This window comes from Neisseria mucosa, from assembly GCF_013267835.1.
In the GTDB taxonomy this organism is placed as follows: Bacteria; Pseudomonadota; Gammaproteobacteria; order Burkholderiales; family Neisseriaceae; genus Neisseria.
Genome location: NZ_CP053939.1, coordinates 1,166,481 through 1,186,128, shown reverse-complemented (window position 1 = coordinate 1,186,128; position 19,648 = coordinate 1,166,481). Strand labels below are relative to the sequence as shown.

Annotated in this window: 13 protein-coding genes; 7 read left to right on the top strand and 6 right to left on the bottom strand. The window is 51.7% G+C overall.

From position 1 onward, the window contains the following. The first annotated feature begins 20 nt into the window (after nt 1-20). Together nadA and nadB are read left to right on the top strand one after the other, a co-directional pair. Nucleotides 21-1,133 (top strand): quinolinate synthase NadA, encoded by a 1,113-nt coding sequence (gene nadA / locus FOC66_RS05555; protein ID WP_003747473.1) that lies wholly within the window; start codon nt 21-23, stop codon nt 1,131-1,133. Between the two features lie 51 nt (nt 1,134-1,184). After that, nucleotides 1,185-2,693, top strand: a complete 1,509-nt coding sequence (gene nadB, locus FOC66_RS05550; RefSeq protein ID WP_003747471.1) for an L-aspartate oxidase — start codon at nt 1,185-1,187, stop codon at nt 2,691-2,693. Between the two features lie 161 nt (nt 2,694-2,854). Here the strand turns inward: nadB and pgmB are convergent, their stop codons facing one another. From pgmB to FOC66_RS05535, 3 genes are all read right to left on the bottom strand, one after another. Then, nucleotides 2,855-3,520, bottom strand: a complete 666-nt coding sequence (pgmB, locus tag FOC66_RS05545; RefSeq protein WP_172884821.1) for a beta-phosphoglucomutase — start codon at nt 3,518-3,520, stop codon at nt 2,855-2,857. Nucleotides 3,521-3,532: 12 nt separating this feature from the next. Next, nucleotides 3,533-5,791: a glycoside hydrolase family 65 protein gene (locus FOC66_RS05540; RefSeq protein ID WP_003747466.1), complete on the bottom strand. Its 2,259-nt coding sequence runs from the start codon at nt 5,789-5,791 to the stop codon at nt 3,533-3,535. 74 nt (nt 5,792-5,865) lie between these two features. Next, nucleotides 5,866-7,218, bottom strand: a complete 1,353-nt coding sequence (locus tag FOC66_RS05535) for an SLC45 family MFS transporter (RefSeq protein WP_003747464.1) — start codon at nt 7,216-7,218, stop codon at nt 5,866-5,868. A 340-nt stretch (nt 7,219-7,558) separates the two neighbouring features. Here FOC66_RS05535 and ettA point away from each other — a divergent pair, with 340 nt between their 5' ends. Next, nucleotides 7,559-9,235, top strand: coding sequence for an energy-dependent translational throttle protein EttA (ettA, locus tag FOC66_RS05530; RefSeq protein ID WP_003747462.1), 1,677 nt, complete (start codon nt 7,559-7,561; stop codon nt 9,233-9,235). Between the two features lie 65 nt (nt 9,236-9,300). Here ettA and FOC66_RS05525 read toward each other — a convergent pair whose 3' ends face one another. Continuing rightward, complete coding sequence (locus tag FOC66_RS05525) at nt 9,301-9,936, bottom strand: TetR family transcriptional regulator (RefSeq protein WP_003747459.1); 636 nt, start codon at nt 9,934-9,936, stop codon at nt 9,301-9,303. Between the two features lie 226 nt (nt 9,937-10,162). Here FOC66_RS05525 and FOC66_RS05520 point away from each other — a divergent pair, with 226 nt between their 5' ends. From FOC66_RS05520 to FOC66_RS05510, 3 genes are read left to right on the top strand one after another with little or no spacing between them, the layout of a single operon-like run. Then, nucleotides 10,163-11,431 carry an efflux RND transporter periplasmic adaptor subunit gene (locus FOC66_RS05520; RefSeq protein ID WP_003747457.1) on the top strand — a complete coding sequence of 423 codons (1,269 nt, stop codon included), beginning with the start codon at nt 10,163-10,165 and terminating at the stop codon, nt 11,429-11,431. 11 nt (nt 11,432-11,442) lie between these two features. Beyond that, nucleotides 11,443-14,655: an efflux RND transporter permease subunit gene (locus tag FOC66_RS05515; RefSeq protein ID WP_003747455.1), complete on the top strand. Its 3,213-nt coding sequence runs from the start codon at nt 11,443-11,445 to the stop codon at nt 14,653-14,655. 56 nt (nt 14,656-14,711) lie between these two features. Then, on the top strand, nt 14,712-16,118 hold the full coding sequence (locus FOC66_RS05510) for an efflux transporter outer membrane subunit (RefSeq protein ID WP_107791983.1): 1,407 nt from the start codon (nt 14,712-14,714) through the stop codon (nt 16,116-16,118). A gap of 73 nt (nt 16,119-16,191) precedes the next feature. Here the strand turns inward: FOC66_RS05510 and FOC66_RS05505 are convergent, their stop codons facing one another. Together FOC66_RS05505 and FOC66_RS05500 are read right to left on the bottom strand one after the other, a co-directional pair. Continuing rightward, entirely contained in the window at nt 16,192-17,529 is a 1,338-nt protein-coding gene (locus FOC66_RS05505; RefSeq protein WP_003747452.1) for a GTPase/DUF3482 domain-containing protein, read from the bottom strand. A 378-nt stretch (nt 17,530-17,907) separates the two neighbouring features. Continuing rightward, the gene (locus tag FOC66_RS05500) at nt 17,908-18,369 is read right to left on the bottom strand and encodes a winged helix-turn-helix transcriptional regulator (RefSeq protein ID WP_003747450.1); all 462 of its coding nucleotides are present in this window, start codon (nt 18,367-18,369) and stop codon (nt 17,908-17,910) included. A 206-nt stretch (nt 18,370-18,575) separates the two neighbouring features. On the opposite strand from FOC66_RS05500, the gene alr reads away from it, so the two are divergent. Further along, complete coding sequence (alr, locus tag FOC66_RS05495; protein WP_003747447.1) at nt 18,576-19,634, top strand: alanine racemase; 1,059 nt, start codon at nt 18,576-18,578, stop codon at nt 19,632-19,634. Nucleotides 19,635-19,648: the final 14 nt, after the last annotated feature.

The window sequence follows — 19,648 nt, the reverse complement described above, 5'->3', positions numbered from 1 at the left end:
AACAGCCACAAGGAAACATCATGCAAACCGCCGCCCGCCGCTCGTTCGATTACGATATGCCCCTTATCCAGACGCCGACTTCTGCCTGCCAAATCCGTCAGGCGTGGGCTAAGGTTGCCGACACGCCCGACCGCGAGACGGCAGGCCGTCTGAAAGATGAAATCAAGGCTTTGTTGAAGGAGAAAAACGCGGTCTTGGTGGCGCATTATTACGTTGATCCGCTGATTCAGGATTTGGCTTTGGAAACGGGCGGATGCGTGGGCGATTCGCTGGAGATGGCGCGTTTCGGTGCGGAACACGAAGCCGATACATTGGTGGTGGCGGGTGTGCGCTTCATGGGCGAGAGCGCGAAAATCCTCTGCCCTGAAAAAACAGTGCTGATGCCTGATTTGGAAGCAGAATGTTCTTTGGATTTGGGTTGCCCGGAAGAGGCGTTTTCAGCGTTTTGCGACCAACACCCCGACCGCACGGTGGTGGTGTACGCCAACACTTCCGCCGCCGTGAAAGCGCGTGCCGACTGGGTGGTCACGTCTTCGGTGGCGTTGGAAATCGTGTCGTATTTGAAATCGCGCGGCGAGAAGTTGATTTGGGGACCCGACCGCCACCTCGGCGACTACATCCGCCGCGAAACGGGCGCGGATATGCTGCTGTGGCAGGGTTCGTGCATCGTCCATAACGAATTCAAAGGGCAGGAATTGGCGGCGTTGAAGGCGGAACACCCCGACGCGGTGGTGCTGGTTCATCCCGAATCGCCGCAAAGCGTCATCGAACTGGGCGACGTGGTCGGCTCGACCAGCAAACTACTCAAAGCCGCCGTATCGCGCCCTGAAAAAAAATTCATCGTGGCAACTGACTTGGGCATCCTGCACGAAATGCAAAAGCAGGCGCCCGACAAAGAATTTATCGCAGCCCCGACGGCGGGCAACGGCGGAAGCTGCAAAAGCTGCGCGTTCTGCCCGTGGATGGCAATGAATTCGCTGGGCGGCATCAAACACGCCCTGACAAGCGGGCACAACGAAATCCTGTTGGACAGAAAGCTGGGCGAAGCCGCCAAACTGCCTTTGCAACGTATGCTCGACTTCGCGGCAGGACTGAAGAAAAAAGATGTGTTCAACGGCATGGGGCCCGCCTGATTTGCCGTCCATATTGCCGTTTCAGACGACCTCTCAAACAAGGACAACACCATGCAAACCGATTGCGACGTATTGATTGCCGGAAACGGGTTGGCGGCGCTGACGCTCGCCCTGTCGCTGCCTGAATCGTTCCGCATCGTCATTTTGTGCAAAAACAGGCTGGACGACACCGCCAGCCGCCATGCGCAAGGCGGGATTGCGGCGGCGTGGTCGGCAGAGGACGACATCGAAAAACACGTTGCCGATACCTTGGAAGCGGGCGCGGGTTTGTGCGACGAAGCCGCCGTTCGCACCATCCTGTCGCAGGGCAAACCGGCAATCGAATGGCTGCTGGCGCAGGGCGTGGCGTTCGACCAAAATAATAACGGCCTGCACCTGACGCGCGAAGGCGGGCATACCTGCCGCCGAATCGCCCACGTCGCCGACTACACGGGCGAAGCCGTCATGCAGAGCCTGATTGCCCAAATACGCCGCCGCCCGAACATCCGCGTTTGCGAGCGGCAGATGGCGTTGGACGTTCAAACCGAATCAGGCGCGGCATGCGGACTGACCGTCCTCGACCGCCGAACGCAAGAAACCTACCGCATCCGCGCCCGCCATACCGTACTCGCAGGCGGCGGCTTGGGACAGATTTACGCCGCCACCACTACGCCGCCCGAATGCACGGGCGACGCCATCGCCATGGCGATACGCGCAGGCTGCTCAGTGGAAAACCTCGAATTTATCCAATTCCACCCTACAGGCTTGGCAAGGCCGTCTGAAAACGGTCGCACCTTCCTGATTTCCGAAGCTGTGCGTGGCGAAGGCGGCATCCTGACCAACCAATCGGGCGAACGGTTTATGCCGCATTACGACCGCCGCGCCGAACTTGCGCCGCGCGACATCGTTGCCCGTGCCATCGCCGCCGAAATCGCCAAGCAAACTCAAGACTTCGTCTCACTCGACATCAGCCATCAACCCGCAGCGTTTGTCCGTCAGCATTTCCCATCCATCCATCGGTACTGTCTGTCCCAATGCGGCCTGGACATCACGCGCCAAGCCATCCCCGTCCGCCCCGTGCAACACTATACCTGCGGCGGCATCCAAACCGACCCCGGCGGCAGAACCTCCCTGCCGCAGCTCTACGCCTTAGGTGAAACCGCCTGCACAGGATTGCACGGAGCCAACCGCCTCGCCAGCAACTCCCTGCTCGAATGCGTCGTGACCGCCAGACTTGCCGCCCAAACCATCGCGGACGGACAAGCGTTCCAAAACGTACCGTCCAAAAGGTCGTCTGAAAACCCCACCGCCGAAGCAGGCATCTTTTCAGACGACCTCCAAAACACATTCAGCCGCCCCGTCCTGCAAGCGTTCAACCAACGCCATCTGGGCATCCTTCGCAACGATACCAGCCTGCGCCGCGCCATCGCCCAACTGCAGCTTTGGAAGCAAAACCAAACCGAACCGCACACCGCGTCCGAATACGAAAACCGCAACCTACTCGAATGCAGCCTCGCCGTCGCCCAAGCCGCATACGCTAGACGGCAAAACATCGGCGCGCATTTTAATAGTGATTGTTAAGGTTGGCTGGCCAGTAAAAATCGTTCAAATAAATTTGAATAGCATGGTTGAAAAGTTGGTATTCAGTCTTTATGGTTGCGTAAGTTGGGTTATCACTCTGTTTTAAAAGCAGAAAGGCCGTCTGGAATGTTTTTCAGACGGCCTTTTACTTCCTTAATATTTTATCTGCCCGACTGTTCCCACACGGTTTGCAGGTAGGTGTAGGTCAGCTCTGAGGTGCCGGACACCAGCGCGATGTCGCTGCCCAAGTCTTCAGCTTTGCCCACGCCGATGGGCAAGGAGCCGGCGGCTTTGATGGCGGCGACGCCGGCTGCTGCGTCTTCGATGCCGATGCAGCGGCGGATGTCCGCGCCCACGCCCTCGGCGGCGGCGAGGAAGATGTCGGGGGCGGGTTTGGAATGTGCGACGGCGGCAGGGTCGGCAATGGCGTCGAAGAAGTGGGTCAACCCCATGCGTTCGAGCAGGAATGGGCCGTTTTTACTGGCGGACGCGAGGGCGATTTTTTTGCCGTTTGCTTTCAATGTTTCCAGCAGGGGCAAAATGCCGGGATACACGTCTTCGGGTTTGACTGCCTGAATCATCTCGACGTAGTTGTCGTTTTTACGGCGGGTCAGTTCGGCGAACTCGGCTTCGCTGACGGTTTTGCCGCCGTGCGCGAGGATGCGTTTGAGCGAATCGTCGCGTGACACGCCTTTGAGCTGCTCGTTAAACTTGCGGTCGATGCTGATACCCAGTTCTTCGGCGAGCTTTTTCCATGCGCGGTAGTGGTATTCGGCGGTGTCGGTGATGACGCCGTCGAGGTCAAAGAGCACTGCGGTGAAAGTCATTTTGCGCCCTCCTTATTTTTCCAACGCGGCAGTGTGGCTGCCGTTGAGCGTGATGTCTTTGCCATACACCTGCAAATCGAGCGGTTCGCCTTTGAGCAGGGTGAAGACGACGTTTTCTTTGCCGACGGCGACTTTAATCAGACGGCCGCGGTAGTTGATATGGAAGGCGTAGCCTGTCCATGCGCTCGGCAGGAACGGTGAAAAGCTGAGTTTGCCGCCCCAGGTTTTCATTTGGGCGAAACCTTGGACGATGGCGAGCCACGAGCCGGTCATGGAGGTGATGTGCAGGCCGTCTTCGGTGTCGTTGTTGTAGTTGTCCAAGTCTAGGCGGGCGGTGCGTTGGTACATTTCCACGGCTTTTTCTTCTTTGCCCAGTTCGGCGGCAAGGATGGCGTGGATACAAGGCGACAGCGAGCTTTCATGCACGGTCATCGGTTCGTAGAAGTCGAAGTTACGGCGTTTTTCGTCGATATTGAAACGGTCGCCGAAGAAGTAGATGCCTTGCAATACGTCTGCCTGTTTGATGAAGGGCGAACGCAGGATTTTGTCCCACGACCATTTCTGGTTGAGCGGCAAATCGTCGGGCGAAAGCGCGGACACGGGGCGGATGTCTTTGTCGAGGAAGCCGTCGTGTTGGACGAATACGCCGAGTTCTTCGTCATGCGGACGGTACATATTCGCGCTGATGTCCGCCCATTTTTCCAACTCGGCGGCACTCACGTTCAAATCGGGGCGCGGATATTTCGCCAAGGCTTCGCGGGTGTAGTCCAATACCCATGCGGCGAGGGTGTTGGTGTACCAGTTGTTGTTGATGTTGTTTTCGTATTCGTTCGGGCCGGTTACGCCGTGAATCATGTATTTGCCGTTGCGTTTGGAGAAATGGACGCGGTCTGCCCAGAAGCGGGACACTTCGACCAAGACTTCCAAGCCTTCTTTGGCAAGATAGCTTTCATCGCCGGTGTAGTTGGTGTAGTTGTAGATGGCGTAAGGAATTGCGCCGTTGCGGTGGATTTCCTCGAAGGTGATTTCCCATTCGTTGTGGCACTCGATGCCCGTAAAAGTCACCATCGGATAGAGTGCGCCCGCCAAGCCCTGTTCGCGCGCGTTGTGTTGCGCCTGCGGCAGTTGGTTGCGGCGGTATTGCAGCAGGTTGCGGGTAACTTCAGGTTCTGCCAGTGCGAGGTAGAGCGGTACGGCGTAGGCTTCGGTATCCCAATAGGTCGCGCCGCCGTATTTTTCGCCGGTAAAGCCTTTGGGGCCAATGTTCAGGCGCGCGTCTTCGCCGTAGTAGGTGGAGAACAGTTGGAACAGGTTGAAACGGATGCCTTGTTGCGCTTCGTCGCTGCCTTCGATGACCACGTCGGCAATTTCCCAACGATGCAGCCAGCCTGCTTTGTGCGCGTCCAGTAAGGTTTCAAACGCAACGCCTGCGATTTTTTCCGACAAGGCACGACCTGCGGCTTTCACGGCTTCCAAGCCCTGATAATCGCGGCTGGTGGTAACAATCACGCGTTTTTCAAAAGTTTCGGGCGTGCCGCCGACTTCGGCTTGGAAAGAATTAGAGACCTGCCAGTCGGTTTGGCTGCCGCCGAGGGCTTTGAAGCTGCCGGCGAAGGTTTGCTCGGCGTTGACGATGAATTGTTCTACGCCGAAAGGGTTGGCAACGGTTTGGGTGGCAATGTAGGAGCGGTCGTCTGAAACTCCTTTGTCCAATACCTGCCAGAATTTTTCTTCGTAGTTGGAGTCTTCGTTTTTCACGTCGGCATCGATGATGGAATCAATGCGGACTTGGTGGGTTTTGTCGTCAACGGATACGGCTTTCCAGCGGATGAGAGCCAGCTCTTTTTGCGCGACGGACAGGAATTTGCACACATCGAAACGCACGCCGAATACGGTGAACGAGCGGAGCAACACGCCGTGCTGCATATCGAGTTCGACGGAGAAGCCGGCAACGTCGTTTTTCGCCAAGTCCACTTCTTGACCATCGACAAAGATTTTGACTTTGCTGAAATTGAGCGCATTGATGGCTTTGCCGAAATATTTAGGATAGCCGTTTTTCCACCAGCCGACGCGGGTTTTGTCGGGGAACCACACGCCGGCGATGTAGGTACCCAAGTGACTGTCGGCGGAATAGGTTTCTTCAAAGTTGCCGCGCATACCCATATAGCCGTTGCCCAAGCTGGTCAGGCTCTCTTGCAGCCGTTTGTGTTCTTTTTCCAGTTTTGCCGAACGCAGCGTCCAAGGGCTGATTTCCATGATTCTTGTATACATTTATGAAGCTCCTGTTATTAAAATTGTAAGTTCGGCAAAGGTTTCAGACGGCCTTTGCCGATGGTATTGATGGATTATTCGCCGTAGGTCTCTTTAATCAGACATACTGAGAAGGCTCCCAGCAGCAATACCGCGCCTGCAACCAAGAACATGGTTGCTTGATGGCTGCCCAGCATAGGGAAGAGGATAAAGCTCAGCAGGGAGGCGACGATCTGAGGCATACAGATAGAGCCGTTAAACAGACCCAAATAAGTACCCATGTGTTTGCCGGAGAGGGCATTGGTTACAATCGTCAAAGGATAGGTAATGATACCGGCCCACGCAATACCGATTAAGGTATAAGACAACACCAGCGCGTATTGATTGCTGATGAAGAAAACGGAGAAGAAACCGAGCGCACCCAAAGCCAAGCAACCGAAATAACCAGCTTTATGGTATTTATTCGGTACTTTTGCCAGAATAAACGAACAGATGACGGCAGCAATGGATTGTACCGCCGCCAAAACGCCGTACCAGTTGCCTGCTTCTTGGTAGCCTACGGAGGAGGCATCGGTTGTCTGCCAAACGTTTTCTGCAATCGCACCTGCCGAGTAAGTCCACATATATTGGAAGGCGAACCAACAGAAGAATTGTACCAAAGTCACCGTCCAAAACGCTTTAGGTGCGGTTTTTAAGAGTTCGAACCAGTTGGCTTTTTCCTGATTTGCAGCCACGTCGATGCCGTGGTAGCGGGCGTAGGTTTCCGGATCATACTCTTTGACTTTGAAGATGGTGAACGCACTGGTAATAATCAGTAAGGCTGCGCCCACATAGAATGCTACGACCACGGTCTGCGGCACGACGCCTTTTTCGGCCGTGTTCGCCAAACCGATATACGCAAACACAAACGGCAGAATCGCCGCCACAACCGCGCCCGTATTCGCTAAGAAACTTTGAATCCCGTAGGCGTAGCTTTTCTGCTCCTCGTTGACCATGTCGCCGACCATCATTTTAAACGGCTGCATTGCCATATTGGAGGATACGTCCAACAGCGCAATCATCAGCGCGCCAAACGACAAAGCCGCCAAAGAAGCGTAGCCAAAACCGAAGCTGCCTGAGTTCGGCATCAGAATCATGACGATAACCGCAATCAGCGTGCCGTAAAGCAGATAGGGCAGACGACGGCCGCCCAAGCGCGGCATCCAAGTGCGGTCTGAGTAGTAGCCCACAATCGGCTGAACCAACATACCGGCCAATGGGGGCAGAATGAAAAACCAGCCCAAATTATGCGGGTCAGCGCCTAAAGTTTGAAAAATTCGGCTCATTTGCGAACTTTGCAGGGTAAAGGCCGTCTGAACGCCGAGATAGCCGAAGCTCAGCATCCAAATCGTACTTTTTGCCAGTGACGGCAAACCTTGTTTTGCTGTTTTTTGCGTATTTTCCGACATGAGGTAAATCCTTTTTTTAAAAAGTATTTTTATTGAGAAATCTGAAAGGTTCCTTGGTGTGGTGTTCTCTGTTGTTATTATTTTGTGTACGTACTTTCAAGGATATAGGTGCATTTTATGAAGCGCGCCGGATATTGGCAATGCCAGTTCAAGGATAAACTGGCTTAAATCAAATTTTTTGCGCTTTGGCATTGATACCGTCGGGCAATGAGGGTATCGGTTCGGCGCGGTGTATATTTTGATCTTATTTCTATTTTAAGACGGCATTTGAACAAGCAAGTATTTGGGCAATAGGTTAAAATGGGCCGTCTGAAATTTGTTTGACGGAAACGAGAAAACTATGTCCCAACAATACGTCTATTCTATGCTGCGCGTGAGCAAGGTTGTGCCGCCGCAAAAAACCATTATTAAAGACATTTCCCTTTCATTCTTTCCTGGTGCAAAAATCGGTTTGCTCGGTTTGAACGGTGCGGGTAAATCTACTGTACTGCGGATTATGGCGGGCGTGGATAAAGAATTTGAGGGCGAAGCCGTGCCGATGGGCGGCATTAAAATCGGCTACCTGCCGCAAGAGCCTGAGCTTGATCCTGAGAAAACCGTGCGCGAGGAAGTGGAAAGCGGTTTGGGCGAAGTAGCTGCTGCACAAAAACGCTTGGAAGAAGTGTATGCCGAGTATGCCAATCCTGATGCGGATTTTGACGCATTGGCGGAAGAACAAGGCCGTTTGGAAGCGATTATTGCGGCTGGTTCATCTACCGGTGGCGGTGCGGAACACGAATTGGAAATCGCTGCCGACGCGCTGCGCCTGCCTGATTGGGATGCTAAAATCGGCAATTTGTCCGGCGGTGAAAAACGCCGTGTGGCTTTGTGCAAACTCTTGTTGAGCAAGCCCGATATGCTTTTGCTGGACGAGCCGACCAACCACTTGGATGCGGAATCGGTCGAATGGCTGGAGCAATTTTTGGTGCGCTTCCCCGGTACAGTCGTTGCCGTAACACACGACCGCTACTTTCTCGATAACGCTGCCGAATGGATTTTGGAACTCGACCGCGGACACGGCATTCCGTGGAAAGGCAATTACTCGTCTTGGCTGGAGCAGAAAGAAAAACGTTTGGAAAACGAGGCGAAGTCTGAAGCTGCACGCGTGAAGGCGATGAAGCAGGAATTGGAATGGGTGCGCCAAAATGCCAAAGGCCGCCAAGCCAAGTCTAAAGCGCGTTTGGCTCGTTTTGAAGAAATGAGCAACTACGAATACCAAAAACGCAACGAAACTCAGGAAATCTTTATCCCTGTTGCCGAGCGTTTGGGTAACGAAGTGATTGAATTTGTGAACGTTTCCAAATCGTTCGGCGATAAAGTGCTGATTGATGATTTGAGCTTCAAAGTACCTGCTGGTGCGATTGTCGGCATCATCGGTCCGAACGGCGCGGGTAAATCGACGCTGTTCAAAATGATTTCGGGCAAAGAGCAGCCTGATTCCGGCGAAGTGAAAATCGGCCAAACCGTAAAAATGAGCTTGATTGACCAAAGCCGCGAAGGTTTGCAAAACGACAAAACCGTGTTCGACAACATCGCTGAAGGCCGCGACATTTTGCAGGTTGGTCAGTTTGAAATTCCAGCCCGCCAATATTTGGGACGCTTCAACTTCAAAGGCAGCGACCAAAGTAAAATCGCGGGTCAATTGTCTGGTGGTGAACGCGGTCGTCTGCACTTGGCAAAAACTTTGTTGAGTGGCGGCAATGTGTTGCTGCTGGACGAACCGTCTAACGACCTCGACGTGGAAACCCTGCGCGCGCTGGAAGATGCATTGCTGGAATTTGCCGGCAGCGTGATGGTGATTTCTCACGACCGCTGGTTCCTCGACCGTATTGCTACGCATATCTTGGCTTGTGAAGGCGACTCTAAATGGGTGTTCTTTGATGGCAACTATCAGGAATACGAAGCCGACAAGAAACGCCGTTTGGGCGAAGAGGGCGCAAAACCGAAACGTATCCGTTATAAACCGGTAACGCGTTAATTAGGTTTGAACCAAAAGGCCGTCTGAAACTTTTAATGTTTCAGACGGCCTTTTATTTTTGATGTTTATGATTGTTTTCTTAATTGCGGATGGTTTTCCAATGTATCAATGATGATTTCAATCATGCGTGGGGCAGTTTGCGCCAAATCGAAGCCTTGACCTGAAGAAAGCCAGCGCCAAATCAAGCCGTCTAATGAAGACTTGATGAAGATGACTGCCATATCGATATCTAAATTATCCGCCAACGCTTTTTGTTGTACCTCATCAGTCAGGACAGCAACGATTTTTTCACGCCATAGCGATTGGTGTTTTTTAGCGATGGCAATAACCGCCTCGTTTTGCTCGGTGTGTTCGCATTTTAAAAACAAAATGCTGTGGAATTTATAGTGAAGCTCGTTGTGTTGCAGGCGCTCGAAAAAACGGGTCAGGGTCAGTTGGAAGCTTGACCAAGCCTGTTCGTTATTATTGTTCGAGTCTTCTTTTATGCAGCTTTCGATGTCGTCGCAAATCCGTTGGAACAAGGCGTCAAACAAATCTTCTTTGTTTTTGAAATGCCAATACAGCGCGCCGCGCGTTACGCCTGCGGCTTGGGCGATTTCGTTAAGCGAGGTGCGGGCAATGCCTTTCTGATAAAACGTATCCAATGCGGCAAGCATGAGATATTCTTTGGTTTTTAAGGCTTCGGTTTTGGTTCTTCTCATAGTTGTTTTGTAGGAAATGTAAATTTATGGTTCGGATTATAAAAAATTACTTCTGAACATGCAAGAATGTATGTATAATTTAATTCAATACTTGATAGTGTTTCTCAACACTATATAATCAGTCTGTTTTTCATAAAAGCAGGCAATTTCAGTTTGTGAAATATGAGATCAAACTAATCGATTTTTAATTAGTCAAACCTTTATTTATCATAGAGATAGGAAAATTATGGCTCTTTATGCTTCTAAAATGATGCGTGTCGTATCGATTGCGGCGGCTACTGCATTGGCGCTTTCTGCTTGCGGCAAAGGCGATGAGAAGGCAGCCGGCCAACAGGCGCAAGGCAGTCAGCAACAGCAAAATCAACCTGCCCCTGAAGTCCGCGTGGTTACCGTGCATCCGGAAACCGTTGCATTGACAACCGAGTTGCCGGGCCGTCTGGAATCGTTGCGTACTGCCGAAGTTCGCGCCCAAGTCGGCGGTATTTTGCAAAAACGCCTGTTCCAAGAAGGCAGCTATGTGCAAGCCGGTCAGCCTTTGTACCAAATCGACAGCTCAACTTATGAAGCAAACTTAGAAAGCGCACGCGCCCAGTTGGCGAGTGCGCAAGCGACTTTGGCTAAAGCGAATGCCGACTTGGCCCGCTACAAACCGCTGGTTGCCGCCGATGCCATCAGCCAACAAGAATACGATGCGGCCGTAACCGCCAAGCGTTCAGCAGAGGCAAGCGTCAAATCTGCACAAGCAGCCATCAAATCTGCCGGTATCAGCCTGAACCGCTCCCGCATTACTGCGCCGATTTCCGGCTTTATCGGTCAATCTAAAGTTTCTGAAGGTACGCTGTTGAATTCCGGTGATACTACTGTTTTAGCTACGATCCAACAAACCAATCCGATGTATGTCAACGTTACCCAGTCTGCGAGTGAGGTCATGAAACTGCGTCAACAGGTTGCCGAAGGCAAATTGTTGGCGGCAAACGGCGCGATTGCAGTGGATATCAAATTTGACGACGGTACCGTTTACCCTGAAAAAGGCCGTCTGCTGTTTGCAGATCCGACTGTCAACGAAACAACCGGTCAAATTACCTTGCGCGCCGCCATTCCTAACGACAGAAATATCTTGATGCCGGGCTTGTATGTGCGCGTGTTGATGGAGCAAGTGGCAGTAGATAATGCATTTGTAGTGCCGCAACAAGCAGTTACCCGCGGTTCGCAAGATACTGTGATGGTAGTGAATGACAAGAGCGAAATGGAAGCGCGTGTCGTGACCATTGCCCAACAGCAAGGCACCAACTGGGTGATCACAGACGGCCTGAAAGACGGCGACAAAGTGGTTGTCGAAGGTACCAGCATTGCCGCTATGTCAGGTGCTAAAAAGGTAACGCCGAAAGAATGGACGCCGCCTGCAAACGCCGCAGCGGCAACCCCGGCAGTTTCAGACGGCCAAGCTGCATCCGAGGCCAAGCCTGAAGCTAAAGCTGCATCTGAAGCCAAATAAGGAACGCATGAATGTCTAAGTTTTTTATTGACCGCCCCATCTTTGCATGGGTTATTGCGATTTTTATCATCGCAGCGGGTATTTTCGGCATTCAAAAACTGCCGATTTCCCAATATCCGTCCGTTGCTGCACCGACTATTACTTTGCGCGCTACTTATCCGGGCGCTTCGGCTCAGGTAATGGAAGACAGCGTACTGGCCGTTATCGAACGTAATATGTACGGTGTGGAAGGTTTGGACTATATGACGACTTCTGCCAATTCCAGTGGCAGCGGCAGCGTCAGTCTGACGTTTACACCGGAAACCAATGAAGATTTGGCGCAGGTAGACGTGCAGAACAAATTGTCGGAAGTGTTGTCCACATTGCCGTCTACCGTACAGCAATATGGTGTAACCGTATCTAAAGCGCGTTCCAACTTCTTGCAAGTGGTCATGCTTTCTTCTGAAAAGCAATCCATTGAGGAAATGAACGATTACGCCCAGCGCAATATCATTCCTGAACTGCAGCGTATTGACGGGGTAGGGCAGGTACAATTGTTTGGTGCGCAACGCGCCATGCGTATTTGGGTTGACCCGAAAAAACTGCAAAACTACAACCTGTCTTTTGCAACGGTAACCAATGCGCTTGCGACACAAAATATCCAAATTTCTGCAGGCTCTATCGGTTCTTTGCCGGCGGCTGCAGGTCAGACTATTTCAGCAACTGTGACGGCGCAAGGTCAGCTGAGCACTGCTGAAGAGTTTGGCAACATCATTTTGGTATCCAATACCGATGGTTCTAATGTCTATCTGAAAGACGTTGCCAAAGTCAGCTTGGGTATGCAGGATTATTCTTCTTCCACCCGCTTGAACGGTGTGAACACCACCGGTATGGCAGTGATGTTGTCTAACAGCGGTAACGCTTTGGCAACGGCGACTGCCGTGAAAGAAAAAATGGCGGTTTTGCAGAAGTATTTTCCAGACGGCATGAGCTGGAAAATTCCTTACGATACTTCCAAATTTGTGGAAATTTCGATTGAGAAAGTGATCCATACACTTTTGGAAGCCATCGTATTGGTATTCTTGGTGATGTATCTCTTCCTGCAAAATATCCGCTATACGCTGATTCCGACTATTGTCGTGCCGATTTCCCTGTTGGGCGGTTTTGCCTTTATCTCATATATGGGTATGTCGATTAACGTATTGACCATGTTTGCGATGGTATTGGTAATTGGTATTGTGGTCGATGATGCGATTGTGGTCGTTGAAAACGTTGAGCGTATTATGGCGAGCGAAGGTCTGTCGCCTAAGGCTGCAACCAAAAAAGCGATGGGTCAGATTTCCGGCGCGGTGATCGGTATTACTGCCGTGTTGATGTCCGTATTTGTGCCGCTGGCGATGTTTAGCGGTGCAACCGGTAACATTTACAAACAGTTTGCCTTGACTATGGTGGCATCGATCGGCTTCTCCGCATTTCTTGCCTTGACGCTGACTCCGGCATTGTGTGCCACCATGCTCAAACCGATTCAGAAGGGTCATCACGAAGAGAAAAAAGGTTTCTTCGGTTGGTTTAACAAGAAATTCGACAACTGGACACACGGCTACGAAGGCTGGGTAGCCAAAGTCTTGCGCAAGACTTTGCGCATGATGGTTGTCTATATCGGTTTGACTGTTGTGGGCGTATTCCTGTTTATGCGTCTGCCGACTTCCTTCTTGCCGACTGAAGACCAAGGTAACTTGATGTTGAGCGTACAGCTGCCTGCCGGCGCGACCAAAGAGCGTACCGATGCAACTTTGGCTCAAATCACTCAACTGGCGAAATCTGTACCTGAGATCGAGAACATTGTTACCGTTTCCGGCTTTAGTTTTAGCGGTTCCGGCCAAAACATGGCTTTGGGCTTTGTCATTCTGAAAGACTGGAGCGAACGTACTGCTCCGGGCAGCGATGTGACTTCTATTTCCGGTAAGTTGACCGGCATGATGATGGCTACGCTGAAAGACGGTTTCGGTTTGGCGATTGTGCCTCCTGCCATTATGGAATTGGGTACAGGCTCCGGCTTGACGATTTACCTGCAAGACCGTAACAACAGCGGCCATGCCGCATTATTGGCCAAGCGCAATGAGTTGATTGACAAAATGCGCAAAAGCGGTTTGTTTAACCCAAGTACCGTTCGTGCGAGCGGTTTGGAAGATGCGCCGCAGTTGAAAATCGACATCGACCGCTCTGCCGCAGCAGCACAAGGTATTTCGTTCTCTGACATCCGTACTGCTTTGGCTTCTGCTTTGGGTTCGTCTTATGTAAACGACTTCCCGAATCAAGGCCGTCTGCAACGCGTGATGGTACAAGCTGATGCGAGTGCCCGTATGCAGCCTGCCGATATTCTGAACCTGACTGTACCGAATAAATCCGGCGTTGCCGTACCGCTTTCTACCATTGCTACTGTTTCTTGGGAAAACGGTATGGAACAAAGCGTCCGCTTCAATGGTTATCCGGCAATGGAGCTTTCCGGCTCGCCTGTTAATGGCGTGTCTTCCGGTCAAGCCATGGCTGCGGTACAGCAAATGGTTGATGACATGGGTGGCGGTTACAGTCTGGAATGGGGAGGCCAGTCTCGTGAAGAGGCTAAAGGCGGCTCGCAAACTGTCGTATTGTACGCATTGGCCGCTGCCGCTGTATTCTTGGTATTGGCTGCTTTGTACGAAAGCTGGTCTATCCCGTTGGCGGTTATCCTTGTGATTCCGTTGGGCTTGATTGGCGCGGCATTGGGTGTGACTGGCCGTAACATGTTTGAAGCATTACTGGGCAGTATTCCGGCATACGCCAACGATATCTACTTCCAAGTCGGTTTCGTTACGGTGATGGGTTTGAGTGCGAAAAACGCGATTTTGATTATCGAGTTTGCCAAAGACCTGCAAGCGCAAGGCAAGAGCGCGCTTGAAGCTGCGCTTGTCGCCGCACACTTGCGTTTCCGTCCGATTATCATGACTTCGTTTGCCTTCATCTTGGGCGTGGTACCGCTTTATGTTGCCAGCGGTGCCAGCTCCGCCAGCCAACGTGCGATTGGTACGACCGTGGTCTGGGGTATGTTGATCGGTACGATTCTGTCTGTGTTCTTTGTGCCTTTGTTCTATGTGGTTGTGCGCAAATTCTTTAAAGAAACCGCACACGAGCATGAGATGGCCGCCAAACACGCCGCTGAAGCCGGCATGATTGAAGACGGTAAACAAGATTCAGACAAGCACTAAAGCAAAGGCCGTCTGAAAAATTTTCAGACGGCCTCAAAATGCTAAAGGATTCTAAAATGAAGAAGATTACATTCAAACCTGTACTGACCGCCGTTGCCGCCGCCGTGGCTTTGTCGGCCTGTACCATGATGCCGAAATATGAGCAGCCTCAAGTTGCCGTGGCCGATACGTTTAAATACGACACTGTTGACGACGGTATCCGTGCAGCCGAATTGGGTTGGCAAGATTACTTTGCCGATCCTCGCCTTCACCGCCTGATCGACATCGCATTGGAACGCAATACCGATTTGCGTACAGCCGCGCTGAATGCGGAAATCTACCGCAAGCAATACATGATTGCGCGTAATAATTTGTTGCCAACCGTCAATGCCAGCGGTACAGGTTCGCGTCAAGGCAGTTTGAGTGGCGGCAGCGTTAGCAGCCAATACAGCGTGGGTTTGGGCGCAGCCTCTTATGAGCTTGACCTCTTCGGCCGTGTCCGCAGCACCAGCGAAGCCGCGTTGCAAGGTTATTTTAATGTGGCCGCAAACCGCGATGCCGCCCATCTGACCCTGATTTCTACCGTTGCCAAAGCCTACTTTAACGAACGCTACGCGGAAGAAACCATGGCATTGGCACAACGCGTATTACAAACCCGTGAAGCGACTTACAAGCTCTCGCAATTACGCCATAAGGCCGGCGTGATTTCCGCCGTTGATTTGCACCAACAGGAAGCGCTGATTGAATCGGCCAAAGCCGATTACGCATCTGCGGTAAAAAACCGCGAGCAAGCGCGAAATTCCTTGGCTATGTTGATTAATCAACCTTTGCCTGAAGACTTGCCTGCCGGTTTGCCTTTGAACAAACAGTTCAAAATGACCAAACTGCCTGCCGGTTTGAGTTCGGACCTGTTGCTCAACCGTCCGGATATCCGTGCGGCCGAACACGCGCTCAAACAAGCCAATGCCAATATCGGCGCGGCACGTGCGGCGTTTTTCCCACGTATCAGCCTGACCGGTTCTGTCGGTACAGCTTCCGGCGAGCTGAGCGGTCTGTTTAAGAGCGGTACGGGTATTTGGGCTTTTGCACCGTCAATTACTCTGCCTATCTTTGACTGGGGCACAAACAAAGCCAATCTTGACGTAGCCAAACTGCGCCAACAGGCACAAATCGTTGCTTATGAAGCCGCTGTTCAATCCGCATTCAAAGATGTTTCCAATGCGTTGGTTGCACGCGAACAGCTGGATAAAAGCTATGCAGCTTTGAGCAAACAAAGCCGTGCCTACAACGACAGCCTGCGCCTCATCAGCCTGCGCTACAAACATGGCGTATCCAGCGCATTGGATTTGTTGGATGCCGAACGCAGCAGTTACGGCGCAGAAACTGCTCTTTTAGCCAATCAGCTGACCCGTCTGGAAAACCTTGCCGACTTGTATAAAGCGCTTGGCGGCGGTTTGAAACGCGAAACCAAAGCTGCCGAATAAGTTTTGTCAGCTAAAATCAAGAGGCCGTCTGAAACATTTAGGTTTCAGACGGCCTTTTTGTTAAACAGTGATTTTAAACTTTTAATTTCTCGCTTAAAGAACCGACATAGGCTGCGCGTTCGTTACGGCTGAGTTCGGGCTGGTGTGTGTTGAGCGAAGACCATTTGCGGTTGCTGCGTGCTTTGTTGAGTTCGCTTGGCAGTTTGGCCGCATTCCATGGCGCTTTGCGTTCGTTTAGCTCGATATGCGATTGGGCGGCATGGCCGCGCGTTTGCAAGACGTGCAACAAATCCAGCGCGCGTGCGGCGAGCAGGGTAAGGGTTTCCGGATCGGTATGCAGGGTTTGTCGGCCGTTGATTTTGTCGGTGATGTCTTGGGCGTTGGGCAAAATGCCGCCCAACAGGCCGCCGATGGCCGTACCCAAACCAAGCGAACCGCCAAGCGTGGCAATGTCCAAGCCTAGGCCGATGAGTGCGCCTGCGGTTGCGCCAGTACCGGTACGGATGCCGTAATGTTTGAGCAATTCGCTGTCAAACGGATCTTGTTTGAAGGCTTTGGGCATCCATGTGCTGTCGCTGCCGACTTCGTCGTGATAGAAGCGGTAAAGTGTGAACAGGCGTTGTTGCATTTGTCGCTCAAGTTGGCGGATTTCCGATTGCATGACTTCCAAAGTCGGGGCAGGGTCGTCGTTTTCGGCAATTTCTTGGGTAAATGCGGCGGCATCCAGCAGAAAATCGGCAATTTCACGGCGCGCTTCCGTATCCAGCCGTTGCCACTCGCGACGGCGCATATTGATGAGGCGGTCGAGGATGTCGCGCTTAGGTAACATGGTGGCAAGGTTGTCCCACAATCGGATTTCGCCTTCAAAGTCAAACGCAACGGTATCGAAACCGGCGTAAACATGCAGGGCGCGGCGGGCGAGCATATTGGTCCAAGCAGTCAGGTCTTGATTTTGGGTGAAGTTGAACACGGGCATGATGGGCTTGGCACACCAAGACAAAATGGTCAGCTCGTCTTTGTATTTGTTAAGGACTGGCTCCCGTGCATCGATGACATACATGGCCATGTCGCTTTGCATGACTTGGCGCAGCACTTTGGCCTCTTGGTTGAATTCGTGATGCGCTTCATGGTTGTTGAGGAATTGCTGAATGCGCTCGATGCCGTCATCGCGTGCGGATGTGTGGGTTTCCAGCCAGTCCAACACGCCGCCGGCATCTTCAAGGCCGGGTGTGTCGTAGAGGTAAACTAGGCTGTCGTCACCGTCGTTGATGAGGGCTTCTTCGACATGGCGCGTGGTAGATGGCGCGTTTTTCACTTCGCCGAAGGTACTGTCGCGCAAAAGCGTACGTAAGAGTGAGGTTTTGCCTGTGTTGGTATGGCCGACGACGGCAAGGGAAAGTGGGGTGGTCATGGTTGTGGGTTGGGACGGATATGGGCTATGAATGTGTGAGTATGGGGCTGTTTGCCTACAGTGGCAATATGTGTTTCAGACGGCCCTAAATTTCCTTTATATATGGGCGAAAATAGCCAGAAAAAGAGGGGAATAGCGGATTTGTTGTTTTTTGGCAAAATGCTTGAAAATAGGTAGGAAAACAGTTGACAGTCGGGTAGAAGGCTAGGATAATTCGCGCCGTTGAGTTGCTTGATGCAGCTTGATTTTTCTCCTCTATTTCTCCTTTGTAGACTTGGCACACATTCTATCGGATGTGTGCATTTTTTTTTGCCTGTTTAAAACAAAGGCCGTCTGAATGTTGTAATATTTCAGACGGCCTCTGTTGGTTGAATGGAATTAGATGTCTAATACTACTTCTTCTTTGACTTCTTCCATTACGACATAGCTGCGGCTTTCGGCTGCTGCCGGCAGTTGCAGCAGGATATTGCCGAGCATATCGCGATAGGCGGACATATTGGGCAGGCGGACTTTGATGAGGTAGTCGTATTCGCCGGAGACCAAGTGGCATTCCAAAATTTGCGGAATCTTCAGCACTTCGCGTTTGAAGTCTTCAAAAATATTGCCGGATTTGGAACGCAGTTTCAGTTCGACAAAGACCAAGAGGCTTTGACCTAAGGCATGTGGATTCAGATGGGCGTGATAGCCGGTAATGAGGTTGTCGCGTTCCAAGCGGCGGACGCGTTCGGTTACCGGCGTAGTGGAGAGGCCGACTTTTTCAGCCAATTCGGTCATGGGGATGCGTGCGTTTTGTTGCAGGAGCTTGAGAATTTTTAAGTCGGTTTTGTCGAGTTCTTTCATGGCTTTGATGCTTGTCGTTTTCAATTTGGATGACATCATAACCTTAAAACAGGCTCAGAAGAAGCATAAATCCTTAAAGGTAAGGCAAAAGGAAGATATTAATCTTGTGTATTTCATGGAATCCTGTATGGTTTTTGACCTATAATATTCGCTTCAAAGTAATAGGGCAGGCCGTCTGAAACGGATGCCGATAAGAGGAATACATTATGCGTCCGCTCAATGCGCAAATCCGTTTGGATAATTTACGTCAAAATTATCGTTTTCTCAAAGAGTTGCACGGCAATAAATTGTTGGCTGTGATTAAGGCCGATGCTTACGGGCATGGTGCGGTCAGATGTGCACACGCGTTGGCGGATATTGCCGACGGCTTTGCGGTGGCAACGGTAGATGAAGGCGTGGAATTGCGTCAAAACGGCATTAAAAACCCGATTGTTTTATTGGAAGGCGTGTTTGAGGCTGCAGAGTATGCGGATGTTGACCGTTATGATTTGTGGCCGGCAATCGGCAGTCAATGGCAGTTGGAGGCGTTTGCACATCATGAGTGGCAACGTCCGACAACCGTATGGCTGAAAATGGACTCTGGTATGCACCGTGCCGGTTTCTTTCCGCATAACTATGCCGCCGCCTATACGGCATTGAAACAATCCGAATCGGTTGAAAACATTGTGAAATTCAGCCATTTTGCCTGTGCGGACGAGCCGGAAAACGGCATGACTGAAATGCAGCTTGAAGCGTTTGATTTGGCGTGTGAGGGTTTGGAAGGCGAAGAGAGCTTGGCCAATTCCGCCGCGATTTTGAACGTGCCTGAAGCGCGCCGCGATTGGGGTCGTGCCGGTCTGGCCTTGTATGGCATTTCGCCTTTCGGCAGCGTGGATGAGCGTTTGAAACCTGTTATGCGTCTGACTTCCCGCGTTTTCGGCGAACGTGTGTTGCAACCGCATTCTCCGATTGGTTACGGCGCAACGTTCTACACCAGCAAATCCACCCGTGTCGGTTTGATTGCCTGCGGCTATGCCGACGGTTATCCGCGTCGCGCTTCCACTAATTCTCCGGTCGCCATCGATGGCAAACGCAGCCGCATTATCGGCAGGGTGTCTATGGATATGATTACGGTTGAGCTGGAAGCCTCGAAAGAGGGCTTGGGCGCGGAAGTCGAGCTTTGGGGCGATGTGATTAATATTAATGAAGTTGCCGAAGTTGCCGGTATGATTCCGTACGAAATCCTCTGCAATATTAAACGTGCGAAGTTTACTTATATCGAGTAGGCAGTCAAAAATCA